The organism is Arthrobacter tecti (assembly GCF_054511355.1).
In genome coordinates this window covers 25,249-49,382 of sequence record NZ_JBTNCT010000022.1, presented here as the reverse complement: position 1 = coordinate 49,382, position 24,134 = coordinate 25,249, and the positions used below count along the sequence as shown (strand labels likewise).

The window sequence follows — 24,134 nt, the reverse complement described above, 5'->3', positions numbered from 1 at the left end:
GAATCTAGACCCGGCCCAGTTCGCCGTCGAATAGTATTTTGCGACGAAGTTATAAGCAGCACTTATAATATGAGAAGGAGGCGAATCGGATGCCGGATCTAGATCTGCGGCTTTTGGGCTACTTCGTGGGTGTGGTGGAAACCGGAAGTTTCACGAAAGCCGCAGCCAAACTACATGTGTCACAGCCTGCCTTGAGTCAGGGAATCCGCAGGTTAGAGAACGTCGTGGGTGCACCGTTAATTGAACGGGGACCCCGCGGTTCCATGCTGCCGCTATCGCTCACCACAAGTGGGACAACTCTCTTTCCCGCGGCACGAGAGATCCTGCTGCAAGCGGATCGGGCATTGAAGAACGCGCGCGAAAGTGCGGCACGGGTCCAGCTTAGGATCGGGTTTGGCACCAGCACCCCTCGCGAGCTAACGCGGATAGCGCTAAGGTCAGCTTCCAAAATTGGGCACGTCGAAGCAGTACTGGAGTACGTGCCATGGGGCGAAGAAGTTTCCTGGCTAAGCCGTGGTGAGGTGGACCTCATATTCATCCAAGCAGCACACGGATTCATGCCACAACGAGTAGAGGTCGTGCCGTTGCAATCGATTCGCCGAATGGCAGTGTTTCACGCCGATCATCCACTAGCGAGCAGGGCACAGGTGTCGATGGCTGACCTCGTCGACGAACCCATCATCGATGCGGCATCGGACCGTGACTATTGGCTGGTCAATCCCAGACCCAACAACCGGGCACCCGAAGTGGTAGGACCGCCCGCCCGAAATGTCGACGAAATGCTCGCATTCGTCTCAGCTGGCCGCGGCATGGCAATAACCAGCTCTTCGGTTGCAGCAAGCAACGGCAGCACTGATCTTGCCTTCGTAGCAATCTCCGATGTCGAGGCCGCCACCGTCTACCTGGCAACGAACAAGTCGGATGAGCGCCCGGAGATAGCGGCAATGGTGGACTACACCGTCCGTGAATTGCGGGATGCATCGCACGCGCCAGGGTCGGAGGGGATTCCCTTAGCGCATGAACTATAGGTGGTGTTGGCGCTGTATGTCGTCGGCCATGCCGGGCACGGTGAATGCGACCCTGCCATGTGCTGGTGCGTAGATGATGCCCTTGTTGATGAGCGAGGCACGAGTCATGGTCATTAACTTTGTTTTCGGCCAACGCGTTCTGCGAGCTCAGCGGTGCTGGACCCTTTGTCTCCGTCGAGGGCCATGAGCCGCAGGAATTCCTGTTCTCCTTTCGTGACACGCTTCCAGCGGGACGGGAAATCCCCTTGGTCGAGTTGTGCGCGCCCAATGGTGACAGCGATGTCCGCGTCTTGTGTGGTGATCCCCTTCTCGGGCGCCGTTTCCCACGCGGCGTGCCCGTATTCCTGGATGAAGTAGGGGTAACCGCCGGATGCTTCAAGGAGCAGGTCACGGGCCTCGGTTTCATATGTGACGCCATACCTGGCGGCTGGAGCGACGAGAGCGGAAACGGCAGCGTCGTGGGGGGACGCGTCAATGTGCCGGTAGTTGAACAGGCGTTCGACGTACGAGCGGGCTTCGGTCAGAACCGAGGGGAGGCTGGGTAGGCCGCTCCGACGATGTAGAACGGCCACTCCCGTTGTCCCGCCAAATGTTGCGTGCTCAGCAACGCGGTGAGGAGTGCTTCGTCCAGGTCCTGCATCTCGTCAATGATGAAAATCAAGGCGAGGCGCTGCTCAGCCATCGCAGCTGAAAGGTCCTCGACCATTTCTTCAAGGTCGACTCGATGGATCCAAAGTCCGCCGTAGGAGACGAACTTCATCGAGTTGCGGATGAGGTGCACCACACAGGTCTGCTTGGTGGCGTTGGCCCAGGTCGCGTCGATCGCCTCGGGGAAGCCGGTGAGCCCGTCGCAGCAGGCTATGAGCACGTTCTTCACGCCGCGGTTGGCCACCTCGGCGCAGACCCCGGCCCAGAACTTCGCGCCCTCAGTGGCCTGCATCCACACGCCGAGAACGTGCTTGATCCAGCGGCTTTGTCGGTGGTGCCCAAGCCGTCGGGTATGCCCTTCGAGGCCGCCGCGGGTCTCATGGTCACCGGAGTGACTGCTGTGCATGCCCTCCAAGCCGCGGGCGTCGTGAAGGACACGACCCTACTAGTGCACGGGGTGTCTGGAGGGCTGGGGGTGGCGGCGGCACAAATTGCACTGGCCGATGGCGCGCGCGTGGTGGGGACAGCGAGCCAGCGTCATCATGAGGGGTTGAGGGCGCGCGGCATCACTGCCGCCGCCTACGGCGACGGCCTTCTCGAACGGGTGCGTAACGCTTCACCGGACGGCGTGGACGCGGTCGTCGACGCCGCCGGCACGGACGAGGCGATCGACGTGTCGCTGGAGCTGGTCCGTGAGCGGCGTCTGATTGTCTCCGGCGCGGCGTTCGGACGGGCAGCAGACGGAATCATCCTGATTGGCGGTGGACCTGTCGCGGGGGCGGGAAACCAAAACCACCCACCCGACCCCGCCACCCCAACCCCTCACCCCCACCCCCTCCCCCCCCTCTCCTTTTCCCCCCCCCCCCCCCCCCCCCCCCCCCCCCCCCCCCCCCCCCCTCCCCCCCTCCCCCCCCCCCCCCCCCCGCCGCCCGACTGCGCTCACGGCTCTGGTGAATGACGGCAAACTGGAGGTCGTCGTCGCTCGCACCTTCCCGCTCCTCGAGGCCCGCCACCGCGAACGAACTGGTGGCCAGCGGTCACACCGGCGGCAATGTGGTACTCGTCCGATGAACGGAGGTTGAACCGCAGGCCGCCCGCGCACGGTGAGGTCCACGCAGTGGCTGGGCCTCGGACGAGAGGCGAGCGGCCGTCTACCGCGGCCAGCCGGACGGAACCCGGCGCTTAAGTTATTGGGTCGGCGGTATCACCTCTAAGTAGGGTTTTAGGTCACTTGAACGACGTGATCCCAGTTGTATTCCCAGCTTCACCCAACGTCGAGCGGTCCTCCTGACCGCCACTACCACCCTGCTCGGCCGACGTGAGGAATGACCTGCACCCTGCCTTGACAGACTCCGCGTCGCGGATTAACCCTCTACCCAGAAGCAGCGCCACAGCTTTAACCGGGAACCGTCGAGGCGCTTTGCCCCGATGGTTTGCCCAAGGCACCCAGACCCGTTTGAGCAGCAGAAGTTATCCTGAAAGCTCCAACACAGTGTCTACTGGGGCTTTCCAGTTCCTCAGAGGCGTTCTCGCAGGGACATTTGGGCATCCCAACATTTCTTAGTCGTACATGCCAGAGTGGGTAGTCCATGGATCAAAAGACGCAGCGGCCCGGCACCTGGTTCGTCGCCCGTACGCGGAGATCGCCGTCGCGGTTCCGCGGCGAAGCTCAGGACCCGGGCAGACATATTGCCGGGTAACGGACGCCTTTAAGTTTCAAATTCGACTGTTCCTAGGTTCCGCCCAGAGTGGGTACGGCATCGGGGCGGTTCATGGAATTCGTGGCGCTTTTGAATGCCTCTCGAACAGCTACGAGGGCTGGATGTCGTTCGCGGCCAGCCCTTACCTCTGTGTAGAGCGTTCTACATGGTAGTTCGGAAAAATTCAGTGCGACGACCCCCGTGAAGTGAATCTCACCGAGGAGGGCAGGAATAGCCGCTACAGCGTGACCGTTTCGTACCAGCTGCAGATTCAGCAACGGGTCCGGTGTCTCGGCCAATACGCGTGGCTCAAATCCTGCTTCGCGGCATCGACTCACGGTCCACCTATGAATCCGTGTACCGAAGGGCTCCATCGCCCAGGGTGCCTCCCTCAGATCGGAGAGACTCCGGAGCTCACCGATGTCCACATGGCCGCCTTTCAACCCATGTGCAGGCACAACAAGTCGCACTGGATCTGTGTGAAAGTTCTCTCGGTGGACTCCGGGTTGATCGGGGATTGATGACCCCGGGTAGTCCTCGCCAAGGACCAGGTCGAAGTCATGGGAGAGGAGCCCCGCGTGTCCTTCGTCGACGTCCCGGTTGATCAACTGGACCTCAAGCTCCGGGTAAAGATCCGACAACCTTGTCAGAGCCAGCGGTGCGATCTCGAGTAGCACCGTGTGAAATGAAGCAACTCGCACCCGTCCCCGAGGGCCACCATGAAAGGCCGCCAAGTCCGATTCGGCGAGTGCAAGACGGTCGAAGATCGCACGAGCGTGATCAACCAGCTGTTCTGCCGCTAGCGACAATCGCACACCTCGACCTACATGTTCGAGCAGCTCGATACCTGTCTCACGCTGCAACGCCGTCAGCTGCTGAGACACAGCGGAAGGCGTGAAATGAAGTGCCGCTGCCGTCTTCGCCAACGTCCCGTGTCGCGCTAACTCGTGCAACACCTGCAGGTGCTTCAGGTTGAGCATGATCAGCTCCTTATTGATCGTTAAGTAATAGTTATCTATTCCAATCATAAACATTAACTGGACTTACTTATTGCTTGGTTTGAGAATAGGAATGTGTTGGGAGTGAGTAAAACCGATTGGTAAAACGCCAATGTCGTAGGCACACCAGCTGTAGGAAAAGAAGGAAACACCATGACTGAGAACATCGGACTCATCGGTACAGGAAACGCCGGATACCGCTACCTGAAGAACCTCATCAAGGCCGGGAAGACCGTCCACGCCTATGACGCCACTTCTGAACGGCTGGTCCTTGCCGAGCGGGCGGGTGCCCAGATCACCGACGGTGTCGCAGGCGTCGCTGCAGCCGCGGACGTCGTCGTCCTCTCGCTGCCCAACCCCAAGGCCGTGCGCGCGGTCCTACTTGGCGAAGACGGGCTCCTGGCCCACCTGCCCAAGAACGGTCTGGTCATCGACATCAGCACCATCGACCGCGCCACCGCCGTCGAGGTTGACGAAGCAGCCCGTGCCCGCGGTATCCATTACCTCGAAGCGCCGATGAGCGGTGGTGCACCCGGAGGCGCTGGCACTTTCGGCGCTGAGGCCGCGACTATCACCTTCCTGTGCGGTGGAGTGCAGGAAGCCTACGACCGCGCCCAAGGGGTTTTCGAGATCCTGGGTTCCCACAGCTTCTTTCTTGGCCCGGTCGGTAAGGGCAATGAGCTCAAGCTCATCAGTAACCTGTTGGCCGGCGTTTACGCTGCCGTGGCTGCCGAGGCTTTCGTCCTCGGGAAGGCCGCCGGCTTCTCCTACGACACAATGTTCGAGGTGTTCGCCCACACCGACGCCAAGAGCTTCACCATGCTCGAGGAGTTTAAGCCCCACCTGCTCGAAGGTGACTACAGCTACGGATTCCCCGTTGAACTGCAGCACAAAGATCACCGTCTAGCCGGTGAGATGGCCAGGGATCTCAATGTCCCCTTGTTCTTCAACACACTTTCAATGGAGCTGTATCAGACGGCCATCGCGCACGGCCTCGGCCGCGAATCACACATCGCCGTCATGAAGCAGATCGCAGACCTAGCCAACGTCGAAATCTGACGCATCCAACGGCCTAACAGGGCATTACATGGAGGCTGATCGGTAGAAGTGAGTACGGCCTGTCCAAGGTTTTACAAGAATCAAGAATTTCAGGCGGCGGACCGTGCCCCAAGCTGAGGCAGGACACGTCGGGGGCGAGAGCAGGGAAGAAGCCTCAACACCTCCTGCAGATCGACACCTAGCCCCTTGCCATCAAAGAATGAAGCAGGATCGGAAAGGCAACACCCTCATGGATACGAAACCCAAGCACCTTCAAATGCTCGCTTCGCTCGACATTCCGAATCTTCTCAAGGGCAAAAAGATCATCGTCACCGGTGGCGGAGGAGCGATCGGACGGGCCACGGTGCTGCTTCTGGCAAGATACGGCGCGCGGGTCGTCGCAGCGGACCTGACTGATGAGCGGTTGCAGCAAACCCGGAAGAAAGCCGAAGAAAAACGGCTCGAGATCGAGACTTTCGTTGCCGATGTCAGTGACGAGGAAGCAGTCAGGAAGCTCATCGACTTCACCGTGCAGACGCTGGGCGGCCTCACCACGATCTGTAACAACGCAGCAGTCAACTTGCCCGGCGACGTGGAAAGCATCTCGGCAGAAGACTTCCGAACCTCCATGGACGTCAACGTCGGCGGTCAATTTCACATGGCCAAGCACTCGATCCCCCACCTTCGACAGGCCGGTGGTGGTTCCATCATCAACACCGGCTCGGTAAACAGCGTCATGGCGGAGCGGCAGTTGGCCGCCTACTGCACAAGCAAGGGGGCAGTGCTCATGCTCACCCGCGCCATCGCAGTCGACTACGCCAAGGAAGGAATTCGCGCGAACTGTCTCAGCGTGGGCTTCGTCGACACCCCGTTCAACCACTCCCACTACGAAAGGCTCGGCGGCGTGGAAGCCGCCACAGGTTCCCTCACCGACGGCATCCCCATGGGCCGAGGAGGGGAACCAGAAGAAATCGCAGCAGCCACCGCATGGCTGGCCTCGGACCTGTCAGTCTACGTGACAGGAGCACTTATCCCGGTGGACGGAGGATTGACCGCCGGATTCTGAGGACAAGTATCACGTGCACTGAGACGACGTGCGGTTTGCGATGAGTGAGGCGATCCTCCTTCACATTGCGGGAGGGGCAGTGCGGATCAGATCTCTCGAGGACCATTGCGAGAGAGACCGGGCGCTTCCTTGGCAAGCACTTCGCGGGTCCCGTTTCGCAGAACCCCAGCCGCGCCTAACATCACCACCAACTTTCTGGAGATGCCCCTTGTCCCTTAGCGTCCTTGATTTGTTCTCCATTGGCATCTGGCCATCATTTTCATACACCGTCGGATCTATACGGGCCGCCACTACCTTCAGCGCCTCCCTGTGCAAGAAGCGCATCCTGGTAGGCGTCACTCGTCCGCGCTGAAACTACACGGAAGCCTGGGTGCGACCGGCCGCAGGCACGGTTCCGACACCGCATTTTACTCGGACTCGACCAAGCCATCAGAACGATGTGGGACACCGGGGCTGCCCTTCCTCGGCAGTTGGAGCGCGGAGCTGGCGGCGTGCTGAGCTCGTGGTGGCCACGCGTTATCACCGCGCGGTTTGAAATCACTCCCAGGGGTGACGACAGCGGCTCGACGACCTGACTACCGTTGAGTATGTCTACACAGTTGAGTTCACTTACATCCGACCTCCTGGCCGGAGGTGTCAGCTTCCTGTGGTACGCCTTGCCGGACGTCGTGGAACGTCGACCACCCCGCACGCTCGCGAAGGTCGGACTGTTGATCGGGGCCGGAGCCTTCGTCTTCCACGAAATTCGCAGGGAACGCCGCCTCGCTGGGATTCTCGAAAAGTCCCAGGTCAAGACATTGACCATTGCTGAACCGCCTGACGCACCCACACTGAATGGGGACAAGCAATCAGGTGATATGACGCCTATGTCGCCGCGGGGGGTGGTCGCCACCTCCGCCGTCGTCATCCTTATGCTCGGTCTCACAGTCACCAGCGCCCGTACTGAACGTGCGATCTTCACCTATGGAGAGAATCTCTCCAAGCGCGGCGTTGCTTGGCCGCACACCCGGATCGGGCTCGTTCTGGGTCTCGTCACAACTGTCTTCAGTCTGGGTATGTCCCGGGTCGAACGCGCAGCGCGCGTTCGCGAACCCGCGCCCGGACGCTGAGGCCCTTTGACCGTGGTCGCCGCAGGACCCCGTCGCGGCTCGGGGAGTCGCCGCAGCAGCCGGCCGCTGCTGGTTGGCCGGCTATACCCGTACCCTGAGCAGTCACGTTTTCGTGGCTGCTTCAGTGGGGATACGGCAGCGAGGTGTTCGGGACGGACCGGAATGGCGTGCGCTTGATACTCAGGGTGTTTCCGAAGCCAGCCCTTGATGTAGGGGCACACCGGAACAATCGACAGGCCGGCTTCGATGGTGGTCCTAATGGGCATAGCGGGCCAGCTGTGAGGTTATGCCCTGACCAGCGCCGCTGGTCCGCTGATCTCCGCGGTGATCACTGCTCTGGCCAGGGACACCCCGTCCTGGCACGAGTTGCTGCGCCTTGCATTCCCGGTTCTTCTAGGGTTTCCGGCTCTACCTGATCGCCACCCCGGATGGAATGCCGGTCATCTGGGGGTGGCGACCCCAAAACTCGGCGAGCGTGAAGTCACCGAAGCGCTGCTGCGCCAGGACCATCACCTCATCCCCGACGGCCAAGTTATCCTCGGTGACAAGGGCTTCGCCGGCAGGGAGTTCGAAACCTTCATCACCGAGGAACTCGGTGCCACCCTGATTCGACCGGACCGGAAAGACGAGAAGCCCAGATTCGGCAAGCTCGGCGGGATCAGGCAATGGGTTGAGTCGGTCTTCGACACCCTCAAGGCCAACTCGGCCTAGAACACGCCTACGACCACTGAAAGCGATAAGAATTAATCATCTGGACGTGTTAGTAGCGCTCAACCCTGATGTGGCGCGTATTCGGGGTAGTCGATGAAACCCTGGTCACCTCCGCTGTACATCGTCGGCGTCGGCGTCGGTGAGCGGTAGTTGAAGCTGGAAGCGAGGTATTCGTCAGTATGAAGATGCCCTCGCACATGAGCATCGGCGGGATGGACGACGTCGACCTCTACTTGGCGGCTCTGAACTCGCACGACGGATCCAGCGCCTTCCGGCTGCTGGTTACGCCGGTGCGGGTGGTGTGTGCGAACACCCAGGCCGCTGCTCTGCGGCAGGCTAAGGCCAGCTTCTCCATCCGCCACACCCGCGGATCCGGAGCCGCGATCGCGCAGGCACGCCAGGCACTGAAACTGACGTTCACCTACCAGCAAGCATTCGAGGAGGAAGCAGAACGCATGATCCAGCAATCAATGACCGATACAGCGTTCATGGACATCGTGGAGCGTGTCTTCCCCTCACCAGCAGACGACGCACCAGCAGCCACGCGGAACCGTTACACGGACAAGGTGCGCGAGCTCGAAAGGCTCTTCTCAGATGCAGGCACCAACGCGGCCATCCGCGGCACGCGCTGGGCCGGATACCAGGCCGTCACTGAATACGTCGATCACTTCGCCCCAGCCCAGCGCACCAAATGGGCTAACGACGTCGACACCGCACGCGCCATCCGGTCCCTAGGAGCAAACGTAGTCGAGCTGAAGCAGAACGCGTTCCGTCTGCTCTCCGTCTGAGCGAGACGCCCGTGGGTCGGGTGGTAGCTTCACTCGGCCCATGGGCTTTCTACTCGCCGAACGCAGCCCTGTTGCGGCGCAGATTCCACTTCGACATGCTCCGTAAGGGCGATGATCATCCTGTCGTCGTTTCGCCGCTTCTGAAGCTTGATGAGAAGCCCCAAACTGGCCTGGATCCGACATTGGACAATTTTGCGCAAACGATTGACCAGCGAGCCTCACCGGCATAGGTTAGATCGGGAACATACACCAATGGAGGTTAAGATGTTTCGAAAAATTGGCACCGTACTCGCGTCGGTCACGCTATTAACGGTCGGTATCCAACCAGCTATGGCTACCCCACAGGGTCTAGTGAATACAGATGCGACCGTCGTTGAGGAGAACGGCCAGCTCAGTGTTGACGGAAGCTTTCTTGTCAACTCGCAGGGAGATCCCGTTCAACTGCGAGGAATGAGTTCCCACGGTCTGCAGTACTTCCCGGAGTTTGTCAATCGCGAAGCCATTGAGTGGCTTCGCGACGACTGGGGCATATCGGTGTTTCGTGCGGCGATGTACACCGAAGGTGGAGGCTACATCGATAATCCAGAGCCGGTGACTCAGAAAGTCCGTGAGGCCGTCAATGCGGCGGTCGATCTCGGAATTTACGTCATTGTTGACTGGCACGCCATCTATGAGGGTGACCCAAACAAGCACCGCGAAGAAGCGATAGAGTTCTTTGATCAGATGGCAGCCGAGTACTCGGATGTTCCTAACGTCATCTGGGAGATCGCCAACGAACCCAACGGGGACACCGTGACATGGCAGGACTCAGTCAAGCCCTACGCCGAAGCGGTGATCCCTGCGATTCGTGAGCATGATCCTGATAACCCAATCATTGTGGGATCGAGTACTTGGAGCCAGGACATCCATATTGCTGCTCAAGACCCTCTCGCTGATGAAAATGTCCTCTATGCGTTGCACTTTTACGCTGGTACTCATGGGCAGTACCTGCGGGACCGGATTGATGAGGTCATAAACCAAGGTTTGGCGGTTTTCGTCAGCGAATGGGGCGTCAGCGAAGCCTCAGGAACTGGCGGAGTCTTCACTGAGAAGACCAACGAGTGGGTCAACTTCCTAAACGACCGAAAGATCAGTTGGGTCAATTGGAACCTCTCGGATAAAGATGAGACCTCAGCTGTACTCATGCCGGGGGCTAGCCCGACAGGTGGCTGGACAGAGTCTGAGCTGTCCGAGGCCGGAAAGCTCGTACGAGGATTAATCCGTGACCAAGCGGGTGACATCGCCAATTACACCGAGCCGCAGCTGTCAACTGTGACCCGGAGCTGGGTCGAGAACGAAGCGCTGAGCAGAGGACTACAGCGTCTCGTCGAACGGGCCGATGATAATTCCTATGCGTCTCAAGGGCTTTTGCGTGCCTATGAGCGGTTGGTAATCAGCGGCGAGAGGAGAGGGGTGATCGGCGCAGGACACGCTGATGCACTGATCACCCTCAGCCGCGCTCTGTAAGGAAACGATGACGGCGGGCCGCCTCATCAGAGGCGGCCCGCCGTTTCGTTTTCAAACTGACAGCTGCGAAGAGTTATTGCGCGCGCAGAAGCGCACCTGCTCGTACTCGTCTCAGTTCGGAATGTTTCTCCTCGGCTGTTCGGTCGCCTCTAGTCGATCCTTGAAGTGCGGCATATTGCGACATAATCGAGTCTGACCATCACTGCTGCGACAATTCGTAGCTCGTGCCTTCGCGGGGACCTGTTCAGTACGCCGCCACAGATGAGGATGACAGCAGCGGAGGTTCACCATTTTCCGCTCGTGGCCGACGCGGGTGATCTCGTGTTCTTATCGACGTATTTACAAGACTTCAGGGATGCACCTGGTCTTGATGAGTTGTGAGTACCAATGTGCGCTGTCTTTCGGTAAGCGTTCGAGGGTGTCGTAATCGACTCGCACGATTCCGAAGCGCTTGGAGTAGCCGTAGCCCCACTCGAAGTTGTCCATTAGTGACCACACCTGATACCCGCGTAAATCAACGCCTCGTTGCATAGCTCGGTGCGCCGCAGTGAAGTGCCGGCGGAGGTAGTCGACCCGGTCAGTATCGTGTACTGCAGCTCCGCCTGTCTCTTCCACTACTTCGTCGGCGAATGCAGCACCGTTTTCCGTGATCATGAGTGGCAGGTTCGGGAAGTCCTCGTGTAGGGAGACGAGGAGTTCCTCCAGTCCAGAGGGTTCAATGTTCCATCCCATTTCGGTGTAGGGTCCGGGTTGTTTGAGGAACTCGACGTTTTCCGCCCCGGGCCAGGGTGATCCGCCGACATCTTTGTGACCGTCGGCGTTTTCTCTGGGTGTGATACCGTCCCATTGGCGAACGAGAGTTGTTGAGTAGTAGTTGACGCCGAGTACATCGAGGGGCTGATTGATGATTTCGGTGTCGCCGTCTTCGATGAAAGACCAGTCTGTGATGCTTTTGGTGTCGTTGATGACATCCGCCGGGTATTTCCCTTTGAGGAGCGGGTCAAGGAAGACGCGGTTGGCGAGCCCATCAATTTGGCGGATTGCATCGTGATCTGTCGCGCCTTCGCCGCGGATCACATGCAGGTTCAGGGTGATTGAAAAGTCCGGATTATTTGTGACGGTGTTCCTGAGTTCAGTGATCGCCAATCCATGGGCGAGATTTAGATGATGAACCGCTTTGAGGGCGTCCTCGTCATTGGTGCGTCCGGGTGCGTGCGCACCGGATCCGTATCCGAGATAGGCGGAGCACCAGGGCTCGTTGAGTGTGGTCCAGGTGACTACTCGGCCCCCGAGCGCCCTTCCCATAATGTGTGCGTACTCCGCAAAGGCGTAGGCGGTTTCACGGTTGGTCCACCCGCCCTCGTCTTCGAGGGCCTGGGGTAGGTCCCAGTGGTAGAGGGTTGCAATTGGGCGGATGCCGCGTGCAAGCAGGCCATCAACGAGTCGTTCGTAGAATTCGATGCCCTTCTGATTGGGTATTCCCCGACCGCTGGGCTGAATGCGTGACCAGGCGATGGAGAACCGGTACGCCTGAAGTCCTAGGTCTTTCATCAGGTTCAGATCTTCTTCGAGTCGATGGTAGTGGTCATCGGCTACGTCCCCGGTGTCACCGTTCCATGTTTTTCCGGGTGTGTGGCTGAAGGTGTCCCATATGGATGGGCCTCTGCCGTCCTCTTTTGCGGCGCCCTCAATTTGATAAGCGGCTGTTGCTGAGCCGAAGATAAAGCTTTCCGGGAACTCGAGTCCTGAGTCACGGTAGTCGGGGTTGCCCTCAATGGTCATGTATAAGGCCTTTCTGATTGTGTGTTTGTTCAGATAATTTCGATGGGAGTCGTTGTGGCTATCGGGTGACCGGATCCGGCTCGTCGAGTAGCGTGAGTTCGTCCTGTCGGGGTGAGCCTTCCCAGTCGCCGGTTGTCAGGCAGGCGAACGCACCGGTTTTGACGGCTGTCGATAGCCGCTGGTGGATGGGCTTTCCGGTGAGGAATTCGAAGAGGTATCCGGCAACGAATGCGTCCCCGGCGCCGACGGTGTCCACCGCTCGAACATCCACTGCGTCCTGGTGATATTCGGTACCATCGATCAGCGCGAAGCAGCCTGCGGCGCCCTGTTTGATCACGACGTCGGATGGGCCGAGCGCCGCGATCCCGTGTCCGAGGTCTGCAACGCTTTCGGCCAGCGGAACTATAAGCCGTGCTTCGTCCTCTCCGGCAAAAACTATGGTTGATGCCTTTGCCATTTCTATATAGACGCTGGCCGGGTTGCGGCCCTTCCACAACGAACTGCGGTGGTTGACATCGAAAGAGACGGGCACTCCTGCCGCCCGGGCGGCGTGTATTGCTGCGAAGACGGCTCGGTAAGCTGAATCCGATAGAGCCGGTGTGATGCCCGTGATGTGCAGCAGACGGGCATCCCGTATTGCAGCTAATGGCAGGGTTTCGGGGGTGAGGCGGCTGCCTGCGCTGCCTTCCCGGTAGTACCAGACTCTGACGGAGTCTGCGGTGCGCCGTTCTTTAAGCATGAGACCGGTGGGCGCGTCTTCGTCGATGATTGCATGGGCGTTCACGCCTTCGGCGCGTAGTTCCCGGAGGATCCTTTCGCCGAGGCTGTCGCGGCCGACCCGCCCGATCCAGCTTGTCGACATTCCGAGGCGCTGGAGGGCGATCGCAACGTTGGATTCCGCGCCACCTATCCCCAGCGTCATTTCGGAGACATGAGCAAGAGGCCCGGGTGTATCTGCCCGCAGCAGTCCGAGGGTTTCGCCTAGCGTGACGACATGCAGGTCAGGTGTGCTGGTCACAACTCCTCGATTCGTGTCATGGCCTCCGCAGACAATTGGCGGATCGTGTCGAAATCGTCGGCAGCGATACTCGCGGGAGGGGCCATCCAACTTCCGCCCACGGCGAAGACTGCTGGATGAGTCAGATACTCCGTGGCATTCTGTGCCGTTATTCCTCCACTGGGCAAAAAGGAAACGTTCGGGAATGCAGCTGCTAGTGAACTGAGCATCGCGATACCGCCGAGTTGTTCGGTCGGAAAGAACTTGACCGCTGTAAGGCCCGCGTTGACTGCTGCCTGAAGCTCTGAGGCGGTGGCGATTCCGGGAAACACGGGCACGCCGTGATCTGCCGCTCTGGCTACAACGTCGTGCCCGTAACCAGGGCTCACGATGAACTGGGCTCCGGCAAGGACCGCTTGGTCAACCTGGGTGGCATTCAAAACGGTACCGGCGCCCACCAGAAGATCCCCACGGCCGGCGATCTCGCCTATTGCCTTAACGCCGGCTTCGCTGCGGAGTGTGATCTCGACGACCGGGATACCGCCGTCCACGAGGGCGTCCGCGAGAGGCACGGCCTGCGCAGGATTATCGAGCGTGACGACCGGAACAATTCGGGACTCAGCCAATCTTGCGAGCACGTCGGTAGTCATCGGCCGAGCCAACCGCCGTCGACTGGAAGTGTGATACCGCTCACGTACGCCGAGGCGTCGCTGGCAAGGAAGACAGTTGCTCCCGCAAGATCGGAGGCATTACCCCATCGGCCAGCAGGGATCCGTTCAAGTATCGCGCGGGAGCGGTGCGGGTCATCCCGCAGCGCCTGCGTGTTGTCCGTTGCGATGTAGCCGGGAGCGATGGCATTCACCGTGACACCTTTGGAAGTCCATTCGTTCGCCAGTGCCTTCGTCAGACCGGCCACGGCAGATTTGGAGGCCGTATACCCGGGGACATTGACTCCGCCCTGGAAGCTCAACAGTGAGGCGGTGAAGATGATCCGCCCGTAACCGCGGGCGATCATCTGTGCGCCGACCGCCTGGGTGAGGGCGAATTGACTGGAGAGGTTCACATTGATCACATGGTCCCAGCTGCTGAGAGAATGCTCCGCCGCCGGTGCCCGCACGATGGTCCCCGCGTTGTTCACCAGCACGTCAACGGGACGGTCCGACGAAGTAAGCTCATCAGCGAACGCGAGCACGCAATCCCTATCGCTGAAGTCGACCGAGTGGGCGCTGAACGTGCGTCCAAGGCCGGTGACCCGCCCGGCGATGGCACTTCCGGACTCTCCGATTGATGCGCTGACCCCGATGATATCGGCGCCCGCCGCGGCGAGCGATTCGGCCATCGCAAATCCAATTCCTCGCCGCGCGCCGGTGACAACGGCAAGCTTCCCAGTGAGATCAAATAGGTCTGCAACCATGCCTATGCTCCCGCCTGGCAATCGATGAGGATTTTCATGGCTCCGCCGCTGGACAGTGCGTCGAACGCGGCACTGGTTTCCGATATTGGTGCAATCCGGCTGATCAAAAGGTCTACCGGAATCACTCCGCGATCAAGCAGCTTAACTGCGGCTTCATAGTCGGAGCGTTCGTATACCCGGGCACCGATGATCGTCATTTCCCGCCAAAACACACGTTGAAGATTCACGGGCCGCGGATCGGGATGAATGGCCACAACAACCACCCGCCCGCGGACCTTCGCTAAATCCGGTGCAGCCAACACAGCCTGGGCGGCACCGGAGACCTCGAAGACAACATCGGCTCCCGCTCCACTGGTCCACTCCTCTACCCAAGCAGCCTGGTCGACCGTCTGAGGATCAAGAACTTGAAATCCCAGTTCGGCGACTGCCTGTCGCCTGCTCGGATCGGGCTCGATCACGACAACCTCGGCACCAAACTCCCGGGCAGTGGAAGCAATGAGCACACCTATCGGCCCGCCGCCGATGACCACCGCCGTTTCACCCGGCTGTAACTCCGCCCGCCGCACATCGTGCACGGCGACGGCGAGCGGTTCGACGAGGGCGGCGTGATCAAGACGAAGAGCCGGCGGTAGCGCAACCAAGACCTTAGAGGAAACGTTCCAATAGCCCTGCAGTGCGCCGGGGGAGTCGATGCCGATGAAGTTCAGGTTTTGGCAGATGTGCTGATTCCCTGCCAGACAAGCGGGGCAGGATCCGTCCCACTCCAGCGGCATGACGGTAACCGGGTCGCCGACTTTCCAGCCGTCGACGTCATCGCCCACCTGAGAAATTACCCCCGACATTTCGTGGCCAAGAATGGCTGGCATTGTCACCCGCGCGTCCATGTGCCCGTGCAGGATATGCAGGTCCGTTCCACAGATGCCGACGTAAGCGACCTTGATCTGTACTTGACCAGGTGCCGGCGGGAGAGGTGCGACTTCCCGGACCTCGACGGTCCGTCCGCCCACATAGTTTGCGCTCAGCATCCGCTACTCCTCGGTGTTCGAACCAGATGGGTTGTCCTTGCCTTGCCCCATACTAGACACCCGACTACGATATGAACAAACGTTTGCTCATGTCAGGGTCCGACACCGGGACGACTGCACGTGCGCTCAGTCGCCGACTACAAATACTGGGAGAGATATGAAGCCCCATCTCGTTAAACCTCTGGATGGAATCCTCGTGCTCGATTTCAGCCAATTTCTTGCCGGTCCGGTGGCCGCAATGAGACTTGCCGACCTCGGCGCACGTGTCATTAAGATTGAACGGCCACAGGGTGGTGATATCGGCCGGACCCTAGCATTTGCGGGCCGGTCAGCCGACGGCGATACTATTTCGTTCCACGCGATGAACCGGAACAAAGACGGGATCACTGCTGATTTGAAGGACCCTGATGACTTGAACCGCATCAAGGAGCTGGTTAGTCAGGCAGATGTAATAATCCAGAACTTTCGTCCCGGCGTAATGGAACGTATCGGCCTTGACTATGAGTCCGTCGCGGCGATCAACCCACGCATCGTCTACGGCAGTGCAAGCGGCTACGGAGACGAAGGCCCGTGGAAGGACAGACCGGGACAGGACCTGCTCGCCCAAGCCGTTTCCGGGCTACCGTGGCTCAGTGGGTCTCGCTCCGATGGGCCCGTGCCGGCGGGCCTATCCCTGGCGGATCACCTCACCAGCTGTCACATCGCGCAGGGTGTTACGGCGCTGCTGCTCAGACGTGAACGAACCGGTCTCGGCGGCCACGCTCAAACCAGTCTGCTTGAATCCATGCTTGATTTACAGTTCGAACTTCTTAGCACCAGACTCAACGACCAATCCGTATCGGTCGAACGCGGCGGTCAGCACTCGGCTCACGCATTCCTCGCCGCGCCCTACGGCACCTATCCAACCGACGACGGCTATATCGCTCTCGCAATGAATCCCATTCCCAAGCTCGGACAGCTGCTGAGCATACCCACACTCATAGAGATCACTGACCCGGATGAGGCGTGGACCCGGCAGGAGGAGATTGAGTCGCTCCTTGCCGCCCATTTTGCAACCCGCAGCACCCAGTACTGGCTGGATATTCTCGACGCCGCAGACGTTTGGTGCGCTCCGGTTTTGACCTTGAACGAACTGATCGGCCATGACGGCTTCGCCGCCGTGAAAATGACCCAAGACGTGGTGCGGGAAAGCGGTAATACCGAGAACGGTTCCGAACTGAGACTTTCGACAACACGCAGCCCAATCCGCATTGACGGTCATATCCTTACTAGCGACAAGCCTGCGCCGAAACTCGGACAGCACAACGACGCGGTCAGAAACGAGTTCTTCTCGGCCCAGGTGTCGGAATTCTTGGCATGACCACCACACTTCGCGGTATCACCTGGGAACACCCAAGAGGCTACAGATCCATGTCCGCCTCCTCCCGACGGTACTTCACCAACACCGGAGTCAACGTCGAGTGGGAATATCGGTCATTGCAGGCATTCGCCGACGCCCCACTTGATCAGCTCACGAAAGATTACGATCTTCTCGTCATCGATCATCCACACATCCCGTTGGCGAGCGCACAAGGATTGTTCGCCCAGCTCGACGGATCCGGATTCGATGATGAACTGACTTTGCTGGCAGCCCAGTCCGTCGGCCCGTCCCACGTTAGCTACGCACACAACGGGCACCAGTACGCCCTGGCAAGTGATGCTGCGGCTCAGGTGGCGGCATACCGCCCGGATCTGCTGACCGACCCTCCCATGGAATGGGGTGCCGTCTTCGAACTCGCACGCGCAGGCAGGGTCCTCTGGCCCGCCAAACCCATTGACGCGTACTCCTCCTTTCTGACCCTCGCCGCCGCGGGCGGCACTCCCGTCAACGCAGACACCGGCCGATTCCTGTCCGAGGATGATGCACTCCCGATATTGGAGAAGATGCACCTGCTTGCCGCGCATGTTCCTGAAAGCAGTTTCGCTGCCAACCCAATTGACGTAGCCGAGGCTCTCTCGACCACTGATACTTGGCTGTACTCGCCTCTGTTGTTCGGCTACACAAACTACTCTCGTGCCGGATTCCGGCCATACCGGCTGAAGTACGTCGACATGCCCTCCAACGGGAAAGGTGTCGAAGGTTCACTCCTTGGCGGTGCGGGAATCGCTGTGTCATCCTCGGCATCTGACGTCGAAGCAGCCCGAGCGTTCGCTTTCTGGGTAGCCTCGGCCGGCACCCAATCCGGTGTTTACTACGACGCCGGAGGCCAGCCAGGAAACGCTACAGCGTGGGAGGATGACCGACTGAACTCACATACGCTCGACTTCTTCACCGGCACCAGAACTACGCTGGAAGGCGCTTATGTTCGCCCCCGCTGCAGCCGCTACATCGAATTCCAGGACCTCGCTTCACCGTGGGTGACACAGGCACTGCAAGGCGACCTCTCTGACCAGCAACTAATTACTCGTCTCAACGATGCGGCCGCACGACTGCTGGTGGAGAACTGATGCAAACGATCGACAGATGGTACGAAGACCACAATGTGGGTGAGAGTCGCTCAGGTGTGGGCCGCACCGTCACAGAGGCAGATATTGTGCTCCATGCCGGACAAACCGGCGATTTCTTCCCCCATCACATGGACGCGCACTGGTGCTCAGAGCAGCCCTTCGGCGAACGCATTGCGCACGGCACACTGATCCTCTCCATCGCCGTGGGAATGACAGCCGGTGACATCAATCCGCAGTCGATGAGCTACGGATACGACCGGATCCGCTTCATTCGCCCCGTATTTATCGGGGACACCATAACGGTCACGGCCGAGATCACGGAAATGCATGATCACAAGAAGGAGCCCGGTCGCCTCGGCTACCTTTATGAGCTAGTGACGGTAACTAATCAGCGGTCGGAGACGGTGATGGTCCTGACACATCTGTATCTGACAAACAAACGGCCGATATGAGACGCCTCCACCGTCCCAACCGTACACTTGGCCTATGGCGACCCTAAGTGATGTTGCTACGGCAGCCGGTGTATCCATCTCCGTGGTCTCGCGGGTGCTCAGTAACGCACCGTCCGCCCGTGTGGGAGAGGGCACCCGCAAGCGTATCGAAGAAGCGGCACAGCAGCTGGACTACCGCCCCAACTTCGCTGCCCGCGCCTTGAAACTGTCGCGTTCAAAAGTTATCGCTCTGGTCGTTCCCGACCTTACGAACGCGATTTTCACTGAGCTTATGCGCGGAGTTGAAGACGCTGTGCTTGAACGCGACTACACCGTTCTAATCGGCCGCGCCGAGGCGATGCAGCCCGGCGGTGAAGCGATCAAAAAACTGATTGGCGAAGTTCGGATCGATGGGATGCTCGTACAACACCGTGACACTGCCACACGTGAGGAAATTGCAGCCCTTTCGGACGCGCGAATACCTGTGGTGTTCATTAACTCCATCGAAGCTAACCATGTGGGCTCTGTTGTTCTTGAGGATGAGGCCGCCGCCCGCATCGCCACTGAACACCTGATCAATCTTGGACACAGTCGAATAGGACTCATTACCGGAAGATCCCAGTCCTACACCGCGGGCAGGCGGGCCGCAGGATTCCGTGCGGAAATGCATGCCGCCAACTTGCCTGTGGAACCGGGCTGGATGCGTTCAGTGGGCTACGAACCTCAACGCGGAAGGGAAGCCTTTCGGCACATTATGAGTCAGCACAGGCGTCCAACTGCGCTGTACATCGCCAATGTGAACGCGGCGATTGGCGCCCTGGCGGAGGCAAGGTCGATGAACTTGCGGGTTCCCGAGGATGTTTCGATCATCGCCATGCACGACTCCTGGACCGCCGAAAATACCTGGCCCCCACTGACGACCGTAAAAATGCCGCTCTACGAGATGGGACGTCGCTCCGTGGAAGTTCTGTGGAGCAGAATGACCTCCAGTGTGACCGAAGACGTCGTGATTACCGATCCGCAACCGCAAATCATCTTGCGCGAATCGACCGCCCCGCCGTCATCGTGAAGAGCGAGCCGTCGCAGATCCGAATGGCTGAGGTCGGAACACTCAAATAGTCGCTAGTCGTCATAACTGAAGCAGGCGGGCGCTGGAAGCATCCTGATCGCAACGGCGACAACGGTGCTGTGGGGATCTCAGATGAAGGGTGCGGAAGTTCTCAGCCTGAATAGATGCGCAAACACCGTCTGAACGTTGTCGCCTTTGAACCACGTTACGAAACCTCCGTGGTTGGACTTCCTTCTTGGGTGCCGATTATCCAAACGAACCATATTTGGCCAGCCGTGATGATGACAGCAAGGTTGCCCCGATCAAGGTGCGCTCAGGGGAGGGGAAGCTGCGCTCCAGCGAATTAGGCCACGTTAATACCTACGCGGCGGCATTCACGTGGGTCACTCAAGGGCTAGATCGCTATCAAGCATTGCGCAAAGTGAGTTTCGTCTCTATGCTTGAACAAACGTTTGCTCACTGCGGTGTTTCTAGGATTCTCTGACAGAGCAGACCCGCCGGTCCGTCCGTTCGGCGGCACTTATCTCAATACACAGATGGAGGAATTATGCGCTGGAGGTCGAAGAGGATCTTGGCAACGGTGGCGTCGGCGGCTGTCGCTGCCCTTGCGTTCACAGGATGCTCCGCTGCAGGTGGTGGTCCGAGTGAATCAGGCGGTGGGACGTTGTCTATCGGAACCGGTGGTGTTTTCACCGCGACCAATAATCCGTTTGTTCCCACATCGAGTTCAACGGCGAACGGTTGGGCCTGGCTCATCTACGAACCGTTGGTGCAGACAAACACGGCAATCCCGACTCAGGACCCGGAACCCTGGCTCGCGTCAAGCTTTGAATGGGCACCTGATTACACGTCGGTTTCATTCACGGCGCGCGAGGGTGTGGCGTGGAGCGATGGCGAACCTTTCAGCGCCGATGACATCGCGTTCACATTCAATCTCATCAAAGAAAACGACGCGCTGAACAGTGAGAACATTCCTTACGGTGACGTGGCGGTTGACGGCGACACCGTCACGGTGACGTTCGACGAAACACAGTTCGTGAATCAGACGTCGGTCACCGGCCAGTTCATCGTCCCGGAGCATATCTGGGAGAGCATTGATGACCCCGCAACCTACGCGGACTCAGAACCAGTGGGTACCGGACCCTTCCTGTTCGCATCAGCATCCTCTAGCGTCGCCCGGCTCGACAAAAATCCGGAATATTGGCAGGCGGACGAAGTCGAAGTGGGAAGCGTCGTCTACCAGGCGTTTCAGGGCAACGATGCGATCGTGACCGCTCTTGCAGCCAATGACGTCGACTGGGCCGCTTCGTTCGCCCTCAACCAAGAAAGCGGATTCACCGACTTAGACCCGGAAACGAACTTGGCCTGGAACGTCTCGTCGATGGGAATCGATGCGTTTGTTCTGAACACTGCGAAAGCACCGTTTGACAATGTTTACCTTCGCCGCGCCATCAACATGGTCATCGACCGCCAGCAGGCGAGCGAGCTGGCCACCGCAGGCATTCTCGAACCGATCACATCGGTAACCGGGTTGCCCCAGCCTGTGGCTAATGAATTCATCGATGACCAGTTCGAAGACCAAGAGCTCTCTGTTGACGTTGAGGCGGCCAAGGCCGAACTCGAAGAGGGTGGTTTCACCCTCTCTGATGGAGTACTGACGGATCCCAATGGCGACCCGGTGACCATGGAACTGATTGACCCCTCTGGCTGGACGGACTATCTGACCGAACTCCAAGTCATTGGTGAGAGCCTGGCCGAAATCGGAATCGATACATCTATTGAGACGCCGTCACAGGATGCGTGGGCCGCCGCGCTCTCGGTCGGTGACTTCGATGGAACGATGCGCTACTCGGATTCTGGTCCCACTCCGTATGACATCTATGCCAGCTTCATGGACGGGGCGCAGTTCGCCCCGATCGGTGAAACCGTCACCGGCAATTACACGCGGTACAACAACCCGGAGGCAACACAGGCGCTCGATGAATACGCGAATGCCGCCGACGAGGCTTCCCGTGAGGCCGCTTTGGTGAAACTGCAGGAGATCTTCGCTGCGGAGGTGCCTGCTGTGCCCATGCTTGCTAAAGCGTCAACGGGAATGTTCAATACGGAGAATTGGACCGGCTGGCCCAGCGAAGATGACCCTTACGCGGATCCGGGAATCCTGAGCACGAACATTTCCCAGGTCATGGTCAATCTTGACCCATCGTCATAAACCCGGAAAGACGAGGGGCGCCGGTCGGCCCGATCGGCGCCCCTCGTCTGCGGCTTATATCGAAAGGCATCTATCATGCAGGGAAGCGTGACGTCGACGCCGGAGCCTCCGGTGCTGGAGGCCCGGAATGTCAGTATGACCTTCAAGGTCAGGAAAAAGGGTCGGGCCTCCAGCGGACGTAAGATCCTCACCGCTGTCGACAGGGTCTCCCTCACCATCCACCCCGGCGAAGTAGTGGCTGTCGTGGGAGAGTCCGGCTCCGGCAAATCCACGATCGCCCGCGTCATGTCGCAGCTCTACCGGCAATCCGCGGGCGAAATCCTGCTGGATGGCGAACCGGTCCACGTGCGGGGAACCAAAGCGTTCCGGAAGTATTGCAAGCAGGTGCAGTTGATGTTTCAGGATCCCTTTGCGTCGCTGAATCCCCTGCGCACCATCCGCTACCATCTTGCTGATCCGCTAAAGATTCACAAGCAGGACGCGGGCGACGTCGAAGAATCAGTCAAGGCTCTCCTAGAGCGGGTAAAGCTTTCACCCGCCGAGCGTTACATCGACAAGTACCCCCATGAACTCTCGGGCGGGCAGCGTCAACGTGTTTCCATAGCGCGTGCTCTCGCAGCGAATCCACGTGTGCTGCTCGCCGATGAACCCGTCTCCATGCTCGACGTTTCGATCCGACTTGGCATACTCAACCTGCTGCGTGACCTAAAAAATGACTACGACCTGGGGATTCTGTACATCACCCATGACATCGCCTCCGCCCGCCACTTTGCCGACCGGGTATTGGTAATGTACGCGGGCGAGATCGTTGAGAGCGGGGAAAGCGAAGCCCTCACGCAGAGCCCAAAACACCCGTACACCAAACTCCTGATCGGCTCCGCACCGGACCCCGACAAGGCCAGCCGGGACGAAATCGCCGACCGCGCCCTGTCGACATCAGCCGAACCCCCCAGCCTCATCAATCCACCCAGCGGATGCCGCTTTCATCCTCGCTGCCCGCTGGCGACCGAGAAGTGCGTGGCCGAGACTCCACCGAAAATCGGCGTCGGTCCGGAACGCTGGGCGGCCTGTTGGGCCTACTCCGTTGAGCCCTCCGAACTGCCGCTGCCCAAAATTCCCGCCAGCTGGGAGGTAGCTGGATCATGAAGTTCATCCTGCGACGTATCGCCTTCTATCTCGTAACCGCGTGGGCGGCGATAACGATCAATTTTCTTCTGCCCCGATTCATACCAGGCGATCCAGTACAGTCCCTGCTGACCCGATTCCAGGGACAAGTCAGCCCTGAAGCTACAAAGTCGCTCTACATACTTTTTGGCCTCGATCAATCCGCAAGCATCTGGGAACAATACCTGGACTATTGGGCCCAACTCTTCCGAGGCGATCTCGGCCTATCGTTCACCTACTTCCCGACGCCAGTGGCCGACGTGATCTCCCAATCCCTACCCTGGACGCTGGGGCTGGTGGGCATTTCCACTGTCATCGGCTTCCTCATCGGAACCGGCGCCGGAATTCTGGCCGGCTGGCGAAGAGGTGGGTGGATGGAGCGGTTTATCCCCGTAACAAGCTTCTTCTCCTCGATCCCGTACTTCTGGCTGGGCCTACTGATCATTGCAATTTTCGGCGTCCAGCTGGGTTGGTTCCCTTACGCCGGCGGCTACGACATCCGATATATTCCCGGCTTCGACACAGGATTCCTCGGAAGTGTCGTGTACCACGGCTTTCTGCCTGCCGTCACCATCGTGGTTAGTTCATTTGCCGGCTGGATGCTGAGCATGCGCAACATGATGGTCACTGTCACCAGCGAAGACTACGTCGTGGTCGCACACGCCAAAGGACTGACGGAGCGAAAAGTGAACTTTGCCTACGCGGCGCGCAACGCCATTTTGCCGAGTGTCTCCGGATTCGCCTTATCACTCGGCTTTATCGTCGGCGGAACACTTCTGACAGAGCAGGTCTTCTCCTACCCAGGAATCGGCTTCACCATGTTCCAAGCCGTCGAAGCACAGGACTATCCACTACTTCAAGGCATGTTCCTCATCATCACCTTTGCCGTTCTCGCGGCGAACCTCATCGCGGACATGGCCTACGTAGCACTGGACCCACGCACGCGGACGGAGGCATAACC

At 59.3% G+C, this 24,134-nt stretch carries 21 protein-coding genes and 4 pseudogenes; 16 read left to right on the top strand and 9 right to left on the bottom strand.

The window, feature by feature from the left end; genetic code table 11:
• Positions 1-89 precede the first annotated feature (89 nt).
• Positions 90-1,028 (top strand): LysR family transcriptional regulator, encoded by a 939-nt coding sequence (locus ACX80C_RS17505; protein ID WP_459327737.1) that lies wholly within the window; start codon positions 90-92, stop codon positions 1,026-1,028.
• Positions 1,029-1,141: 113 nt separating this feature from the next.
• On the opposite strand, the gene ACX80C_RS17500 is transcribed toward ACX80C_RS17505, so the two are convergent.
• The gene (locus ACX80C_RS17500) at positions 1,142-1,600 is read right to left on the bottom strand and encodes a hypothetical protein (protein ID WP_459327736.1); all 459 of its coding nucleotides are present in this window, start codon (positions 1,598-1,600) and stop codon (positions 1,142-1,144) included.
• A gap of 92 nt (positions 1,601-1,692) precedes the next feature.
• Positions 1,693-1,992 (bottom strand): annotated as a pseudogene (locus ACX80C_RS17495) (transposase); the annotation flags it as partial.
• 36 nt (positions 1,993-2,028) lie between these two features.
• On the opposite strand from ACX80C_RS17495, the gene ACX80C_RS17490 reads away from it, so the two are divergent.
• Positions 2,029-2,634 (top strand): zinc-binding dehydrogenase, encoded by a 606-nt coding sequence (locus ACX80C_RS17490; protein ID WP_459327735.1) that lies wholly within the window; start codon positions 2,029-2,031, stop codon positions 2,632-2,634.
• Between the two features lie 774 nt (positions 2,635-3,408).
• On the opposite strand, the gene ACX80C_RS17485 is transcribed toward ACX80C_RS17490, so the two are convergent.
• Positions 3,409-4,356, bottom strand: coding sequence for a LysR family transcriptional regulator (locus ACX80C_RS17485; RefSeq protein ID WP_459327734.1), 948 nt, complete (start codon positions 4,354-4,356; stop codon positions 3,409-3,411).
• Positions 4,357-4,527: 171 nt separating this feature from the next.
• On the opposite strand from ACX80C_RS17485, the gene ACX80C_RS17480 reads away from it, so the two are divergent.
• The 4 genes from ACX80C_RS17480 (at position 4,528) to ACX80C_RS17465 (ending at position 7,587) form a co-directional block, all read left to right on the top strand.
• Positions 4,528-5,433, top strand: coding sequence for an NAD(P)-dependent oxidoreductase (locus ACX80C_RS17480; RefSeq protein ID WP_459327733.1), 906 nt, complete (start codon positions 4,528-4,530; stop codon positions 5,431-5,433).
• A 229-nt stretch (positions 5,434-5,662) separates the two neighbouring features.
• On the top strand, positions 5,663-6,478 hold the full coding sequence (locus ACX80C_RS17475; RefSeq protein ID WP_459327732.1) for an SDR family NAD(P)-dependent oxidoreductase: 816 nt from the start codon (positions 5,663-5,665) through the stop codon (positions 6,476-6,478).
• 40 nt (positions 6,479-6,518) lie between these two features.
• Positions 6,519-6,830 (top strand): serine dehydratase beta chain, encoded by a 312-nt coding sequence (locus ACX80C_RS17470; RefSeq protein WP_459327731.1) that lies wholly within the window; start codon positions 6,519-6,521, stop codon positions 6,828-6,830.
• A 235-nt stretch (positions 6,831-7,065) separates the two neighbouring features.
• Complete coding sequence (locus ACX80C_RS17465; RefSeq protein ID WP_459327748.1) at positions 7,066-7,587, top strand: hypothetical protein; 522 nt, start codon at positions 7,066-7,068, stop codon at positions 7,585-7,587.
• A 206-nt stretch (positions 7,588-7,793) separates the two neighbouring features.
• On the opposite strand, the pseudogene ACX80C_RS17460 reads toward ACX80C_RS17465, so the two are convergent.
• Positions 7,794-7,853, bottom strand: a pseudogene (locus tag ACX80C_RS17460) (hypothetical protein); the annotation flags it as partial.
• 34 nt (positions 7,854-7,887) lie between these two features.
• On the opposite strand from ACX80C_RS17460, the pseudogene ACX80C_RS17455 reads away from it, so the two are divergent.
• The 3 genes and pseudogenes from ACX80C_RS17455 to ACX80C_RS17445 form a co-directional block, all read left to right on the top strand.
• Positions 7,888-8,300: pseudogene (locus ACX80C_RS17455) on the top strand (transposase family protein); the annotation flags it as partial.
• A gap of 156 nt (positions 8,301-8,456) precedes the next feature.
• Positions 8,457-9,086, top strand: a pseudogene (locus ACX80C_RS17450) (DUF932 domain-containing protein); the annotation flags it as partial.
• Between the two features lie 264 nt (positions 9,087-9,350).
• Complete coding sequence (locus tag ACX80C_RS17445) at positions 9,351-10,592, top strand: glycoside hydrolase family 5 protein (RefSeq protein ID WP_459327730.1); 1,242 nt, start codon at positions 9,351-9,353, stop codon at positions 10,590-10,592.
• 339 nt (positions 10,593-10,931) lie between these two features.
• On the opposite strand, the gene ACX80C_RS17440 is transcribed toward ACX80C_RS17445, so the two are convergent.
• Genes ACX80C_RS17440 through ACX80C_RS17420 form a run of 5 tightly spaced genes read right to left on the bottom strand, consistent with a single transcriptional unit; the run spans position 10,932 to position 15,810 of the window.
• Complete coding sequence (locus tag ACX80C_RS17440; protein ID WP_459327729.1) at positions 10,932-12,374, bottom strand: GH1 family beta-glucosidase; 1,443 nt, start codon at positions 12,372-12,374, stop codon at positions 10,932-10,934.
• Positions 12,375-12,432: 58 nt separating this feature from the next.
• Positions 12,433-13,392, bottom strand: coding sequence for a sugar kinase (locus ACX80C_RS17435; RefSeq protein WP_459327728.1), 960 nt, complete (start codon positions 13,390-13,392; stop codon positions 12,433-12,435).
• Positions 13,389-14,021: a bifunctional 4-hydroxy-2-oxoglutarate aldolase/2-dehydro-3-deoxy-phosphogluconate aldolase gene (locus ACX80C_RS17430; protein WP_459327727.1), complete on the bottom strand. Its 633-nt coding sequence runs from the start codon at positions 14,019-14,021 to the stop codon at positions 13,389-13,391. Before ACX80C_RS17430 ends, ACX80C_RS17435 begins: the two co-directional genes overlap by 4 nt.
• Entirely contained in the window at positions 14,018-14,785 is a 768-nt protein-coding gene (locus ACX80C_RS17425; RefSeq protein ID WP_459327726.1) for an SDR family oxidoreductase, read from the bottom strand. The genes ACX80C_RS17430 and ACX80C_RS17425 overlap by 4 nt, the downstream gene beginning before the upstream one ends.
• Before the next feature lie 2 nt (positions 14,786-14,787).
• Entirely contained in the window at positions 14,788-15,810 is a 1,023-nt protein-coding gene (locus tag ACX80C_RS17420) for a zinc-dependent alcohol dehydrogenase (RefSeq protein ID WP_459327725.1), read from the bottom strand.
• 157 nt (positions 15,811-15,967) lie between these two features.
• On the opposite strand from ACX80C_RS17420, the gene ACX80C_RS17415 reads away from it, so the two are divergent.
• From ACX80C_RS17415 to ACX80C_RS17385, 7 genes are all read left to right on the top strand, one after another.
• A complete protein-coding gene (locus tag ACX80C_RS17415; RefSeq protein ID WP_459327724.1) occupies positions 15,968-17,170 on the top strand; it encodes a CaiB/BaiF CoA transferase family protein in 1,203 nt (400 codons plus the stop codon).
• The gene (locus tag ACX80C_RS17410; RefSeq protein ID WP_459327723.1) at positions 17,167-18,297 is read left to right on the top strand and encodes an extracellular solute-binding protein; all 1,131 of its coding nucleotides are present in this window, start codon (positions 17,167-17,169) and stop codon (positions 18,295-18,297) included. The genes ACX80C_RS17415 and ACX80C_RS17410 overlap by 4 nt, the downstream gene beginning before the upstream one ends.
• Positions 18,297-18,749 (top strand): MaoC family dehydratase, encoded by a 453-nt coding sequence (locus tag ACX80C_RS17405; RefSeq protein WP_459327722.1) that lies wholly within the window; start codon positions 18,297-18,299, stop codon positions 18,747-18,749. Before ACX80C_RS17410 ends, ACX80C_RS17405 begins: the two co-directional genes overlap by 1 nt.
• Positions 18,750-18,783: 34 nt before the next feature.
• The gene (locus ACX80C_RS17400) at positions 18,784-19,797 is read left to right on the top strand and encodes a LacI family DNA-binding transcriptional regulator (protein WP_459327721.1); all 1,014 of its coding nucleotides are present in this window, start codon (positions 18,784-18,786) and stop codon (positions 19,795-19,797) included.
• A gap of 664 nt (positions 19,798-20,461) precedes the next feature.
• Positions 20,462-22,009 (top strand): ABC transporter substrate-binding protein, encoded by a 1,548-nt coding sequence (locus ACX80C_RS17395; protein ID WP_459327720.1) that lies wholly within the window; start codon positions 20,462-20,464, stop codon positions 22,007-22,009.
• Between the two features lie 75 nt (positions 22,010-22,084).
• Positions 22,085-23,155, top strand: coding sequence for an ABC transporter ATP-binding protein (locus ACX80C_RS17390; RefSeq protein ID WP_459327719.1), 1,071 nt, complete (start codon positions 22,085-22,087; stop codon positions 23,153-23,155).
• Positions 23,152-24,132 carry an ABC transporter permease gene (locus ACX80C_RS17385; protein ID WP_459327718.1) on the top strand — a complete coding sequence of 327 codons (981 nt, stop codon included), beginning with the start codon at positions 23,152-23,154 and terminating at the stop codon, positions 24,130-24,132. The genes ACX80C_RS17390 and ACX80C_RS17385 overlap by 4 nt, the downstream gene beginning before the upstream one ends.
• Positions 24,133-24,134 lie beyond the last annotated feature (2 nt).

Coding starts and splice junctions, on each gene's coding strand:
- ACX80C_RS17505 (WP_459327737.1), top strand. CDS start 90: ATGCCGGATCTAGATCTGCGGCTTTTGGGCTACTTCGTGGGTGTGGTG.
- ACX80C_RS17490 (WP_459327735.1), top strand. CDS start 2,029: ATGCCCTTCGAGGCCGCCGCGGGTCTCATGGTCACCGGAGTGACTGCT.
- ACX80C_RS17485 (WP_459327734.1), bottom strand. CDS start 4,356: ATGCTCAACCTGAAGCACCTGCAGGTGTTGCACGAGTTAGCGCGACAC.
- ACX80C_RS17480 (WP_459327733.1), top strand. CDS start 4,528: ATGACTGAGAACATCGGACTCATCGGTACAGGAAACGCCGGATACCGC.
- ACX80C_RS17475 (WP_459327732.1), top strand. CDS start 5,663: ATGGATACGAAACCCAAGCACCTTCAAATGCTCGCTTCGCTCGACATT.
- ACX80C_RS17470 (WP_459327731.1), top strand. CDS start 6,519: ATGAGTGAGGCGATCCTCCTTCACATTGCGGGAGGGGCAGTGCGGATC.
- ACX80C_RS17465 (WP_459327748.1), top strand. CDS start 7,066: ATGTCTACACAGTTGAGTTCACTTACATCCGACCTCCTGGCCGGAGGT.
- ACX80C_RS17445 (WP_459327730.1), top strand. CDS start 9,351: ATGTTTCGAAAAATTGGCACCGTACTCGCGTCGGTCACGCTATTAACG.
- ACX80C_RS17440 (WP_459327729.1), bottom strand. CDS start 12,374: ATGACCATTGAGGGCAACCCCGACTACCGTGACTCAGGACTCGAGTTC.
- ACX80C_RS17430 (WP_459327727.1), bottom strand. CDS start 14,021: ATGACTACCGACGTGCTCGCAAGATTGGCTGAGTCCCGAATTGTTCCG.
- ACX80C_RS17425 (WP_459327726.1), bottom strand. CDS start 14,785: ATGGTTGCAGACCTATTTGATCTCACTGGGAAGCTTGCCGTTGTCACC.
- ACX80C_RS17420 (WP_459327725.1), bottom strand. CDS start 15,810: ATGCTGAGCGCAAACTATGTGGGCGGACGGACCGTCGAGGTCCGGGAA.
- ACX80C_RS17415 (WP_459327724.1), top strand. CDS start 15,968: ATGAAGCCCCATCTCGTTAAACCTCTGGATGGAATCCTCGTGCTCGAT.
- ACX80C_RS17410 (WP_459327723.1), top strand. CDS start 17,167: ATGACCACCACACTTCGCGGTATCACCTGGGAACACCCAAGAGGCTAC.
- ACX80C_RS17405 (WP_459327722.1), top strand. CDS start 18,297: ATGCAAACGATCGACAGATGGTACGAAGACCACAATGTGGGTGAGAGT.
- ACX80C_RS17400 (WP_459327721.1), top strand. CDS start 18,784: ATGGCGACCCTAAGTGATGTTGCTACGGCAGCCGGTGTATCCATCTCC.
- ACX80C_RS17390 (WP_459327719.1), top strand. CDS start 22,085: ATGCAGGGAAGCGTGACGTCGACGCCGGAGCCTCCGGTGCTGGAGGCC.
- ACX80C_RS17385 (WP_459327718.1), top strand. CDS start 23,152: ATGAAGTTCATCCTGCGACGTATCGCCTTCTATCTCGTAACCGCGTGG.